The organism is Streptomyces sp. NPDC057543 (assembly GCF_042801895.1).
Taxonomy (GTDB): domain Bacteria; phylum Actinomycetota; class Actinomycetes; order Streptomycetales; family Streptomycetaceae; genus Streptomyces.
The window spans coordinates 1-3480 of sequence record NZ_JBHVFF010000491.1 but is presented as its reverse complement, the minus strand read 5'-3'; the positions used below and the strand labels follow the sequence as shown (position 1 = coordinate 3480).

Below are 3480 nucleotides of genomic sequence, written 5' to 3'. Positions count from 1 at the left end.
GGGCCGCACAGGCTCTTCGGGGCCCCTTTTCATGCCCTTCCGGGCCTCCGGGGCCTTTGGGGCCTTCCGGGCCTCCGGGGCCCCTTTCAGCCTTCCGGACCCCGCCAGGGGCGCACCGCGACACAGGCACCGCGTGCCGCCTCATACGCATCGCTCATCTGAGCGCCATATTTGGTCGGGTTCGGCGATATCCGGCCGCGGGTGAGTCTCGATAGGTCCGCATCGGGCCTCGCGTAGCCGCTTCTTTTCACGCTCGGGTGTGTATCGATGATCAACGCGTGACCAGCTGGCGTCGCTCATGCGTCCGGATGGTGACATCTGAGCGCCGCTCGTAGAGTGATTCTCACCACCCTGAGAACCCAGACGCTCAGATGAGCGCAAATTTGAGAGCTGCACTTCTCAAATGGTGGCACTGGGTGCCAATGGGCTCCACTTTGATCGATCGACGCTTCCGGTGCTCTGCGTGATCGATCAACGGGATTCTCGTCGCGCCGAGTGTTTATTCATTCAAGAAGTGAACACATTCCCTCGATTGAGGGATGGGCCATGTCACTTTCGATCTGCTGGCGGACGGGTGGTTGAGGCCTCATGACGCGCAAGTGGACGTACCCAGACACCTTCGATCTGGGTATGTTCCTCGCCGTCAGGGCAGCCACCGCGTCCTCGAGGAGTCGAGACCCGTGTCGGAAAACAAAGATCCCCACGTAACCACCCCGGAATCCCGGGAGGCCCAGGGCCAGAAGTTCGTTTACGACTTCACCGAGGGCAACAAGGATCTGAAGGACCTCCTCGGGGGGAAGGGCGCCAACCTCGCCGAGATGACCAATCTCGGGCTTCCCGTCCCTCCGGGCTTCACCATCACCACCGAGGCGTGCAAGGTCTACCTCGACAGTGGCGAGGAGCCGGCGGAGCTCCGGGACGAGGTCAGCGCGCATCTCGACGCCCTTCAGGCGCGGATGGGCAAGAAGCTCGGCCAGGCGGACGACCCGCTGCTGGTCTCGGTCCGCTCCGGGGCGAAGTTCTCGATGCCCGGCATGATGGACACGGTCCTCAACATCGGCCTGTCCGACGAGTCCGTGGCCGGTCTCGCCACCCAGGCCGGCGACGAGCGGTTCGCGTGGGACTCCTACCGCCGCCTCATCCAGATGTTCGGCAAGACCGTCCTCGGTGTCGACGGCGACCTCTTCGAGGAGGCGCTGGAGGCGGCGAAGGAGGCCAAGGGCGTCACCGTCGACGTGGATCTCGACGCGGCCGACCTGAAGAAGCTGGTCAAGCAGTTCAAGAAGATCGTCTCGCGGGACGCCGGACGTGACTTCCCGCAGGACCCGCGCGAGCAGATGGACCTGGCCATAAAGGCCGTCTTCGACTCGTGGAACACCGACCGGGCCAAGCTCTACCGCCGTCAGGAGCGCATCCCCGGCGACCTGGGCACGGCCGTCAACGTCTGCTCGATGGTGTTCGGCAACCTCGGCCCCGACTCCGGTACGGGCGTCGCCTTCACCCGTGACCCGGCCAGCGGGCACCAGGGCGTCTACGGCGACTACCTGCAGAACGCGCAGGGCGAGGACGTGGTCGCCGGTATCCGCAACACCGTGCCGCTCGCGGAGCTGGAGTCGATCGACAAGAAGTCGTACGACCAGCTGATGCAGATCATGGAAACCCTCGAAACGCACTACAAGGACCTGTGCGACATCGAGTTCACCATCGAGCGCGGCCAGCTGTGGATGCTCCAGACCCGGGTCGGCAAGCGCACCGCCGGTGCCGCCTTCCGGATCGCCACCCAGCTCGTCGACCAGGGCCTGATCGACGAGGCCGAGGCACTCCAGCGGGTCAACGGGGCGCAGCTGGCGCAGCTGATGTTCCCGCGCTTCGACGACGAAGCGAAGACCGAGCTGCTCGGCCGCGGCATCGCCGCCTCGCCGGGCGCCGCGGTCGGCAAGGCCGTCTTCGACTCGTACACCGCGGTGAAGTGGTCCCGGTCCGGCGAGAAGGTCATCCTCATCCGCCGCGAGACCAACCCCGACGACCTCGACGGCATGATCGCGGCCGAGGGCATCCTGACCTCGCGCGGCGGTAAGACCTCGCACGCCGCCGTCGTCGCCCGCGGCATGGGCAAGACCTGTGTCTGCGGCGCCGAGGAGCTCGAAGTCGACACCAAGCGCCGCCGGATGACGGTGGGCGGCCGGGTCATCGAGGAGGGCGACGTCGTCTCCATCGACGGCTCCACCGGCAAGGTGTACCTCGGCGAGGTCCCCGTCGTGCCGTCCCCGGTCGTCGAGTACTTCGAGGGCCGGATGCACGCGGGCGCCGACGACGCCGACGAGCTGGTCGCCGCCGTGCACCGGATCATGGCGTACGCGGACCGGGTGCGCCGGCTGCGGGTGCGGGCCAACGCCGACAACGCCGAGGACGCGCTGCGGGCCCGCCGCTTCGGCGCCCAGGGCATCGGCCTGTGCCGCACCGAGCACATGTTCCTCGGCGAGCGCCGCGAGATGGTCGAGAAGCTGATCCTCGCGGACACCGACGCCGAGCGCGAGGCCGCGCTGGAGGAGCTGCTTCCGCTCCAGCGGGCCGACTTCATCGAGCTGTTCGAGGCGATGGACGGACTGCCCGTCACCGTACGGCTGCTCGACCCGCCGCTGCACGAGTTCCTGCCCGACATCACCGAGCTCTCGGTGCGGGTCGCGCTCGCCGAGTCCCGCAAGGACGCCAACGAGAACGACCTGCGCCTGCTCCAGGCCGTGCACAAGCTGCACGAGCAGAACCCGATGCTGGGTCTGCGCGGGGTCCGTCTCGGTCTCGTCATCCCCGGCCTGTTCGCCATGCAGGTACGGGCGATCGCCGAGGCCGCTGCCGAGCGCAAGAACGCCAAGGGCGATCCGCGCGCCGAGATCATGATTCCGCTCGTCGGCACGGTCCAGGAGCTGGAGATCGTCCGCGAGGAGGCCGACCAGGTCATCGCCGAGGTAGAGGCCGCCACCGGTACCCGGCTGAAGCTGACCATCGGCACGATGATCGAGCTGCCGCGCGCCGCGCTGACCGCCGGTCAGATCGCCGAGGCCGCACAGTTCTTCTCCTTCGGCACGAACGACCTGACACAGACGGTGTGGGGCTTCTCCCGTGACGACGTGGAGGCATCGTTCTTCACCGCGTACCTGGAGAAGGGCATCTTCGGGGTGTCGCCGTTCGAGACGATCGACAAGGACGGCGTCGGCTCGCTGGTCCGCAGCGCCGTCGCGGCCGGCCGGGCCACCCGCCCGGACCTGAAGCTCGGCGTCTGCGGTGAGCACGGCGGAGACCCGGAGTCGGTGCACTTCTTCCACGAGGTGGGCCTGGATTACGTGTCCTGCTCCCCGTTCCGTATCCCCGTCGCCCGCCTGGAGGCGGGCCGGGCGGCGGCGGACTCGACCGGCAGCGACAGCCGCTGACCCGGCACCCGGCCCCCTGACCCCGGAGCCGCCGTCGGCTCACTCGTACCCC

Annotated in this window: 1 protein-coding gene; it reads left to right on the top strand. The window is 67.8% G+C overall.

Features of this window, described 5'->3' with window-relative positions:
• Window positions 1–680 precede the first annotated feature (680 nt).
• Complete coding sequence (gene ppdK / locus ACFU8Q_RS40280; protein WP_384464826.1) at window positions 681–3428, top strand: pyruvate, phosphate dikinase; 2748 nt, start codon at window positions 681–683, stop codon at window positions 3426–3428.
• Window positions 3429–3480: the final 52 nt, after the last annotated feature.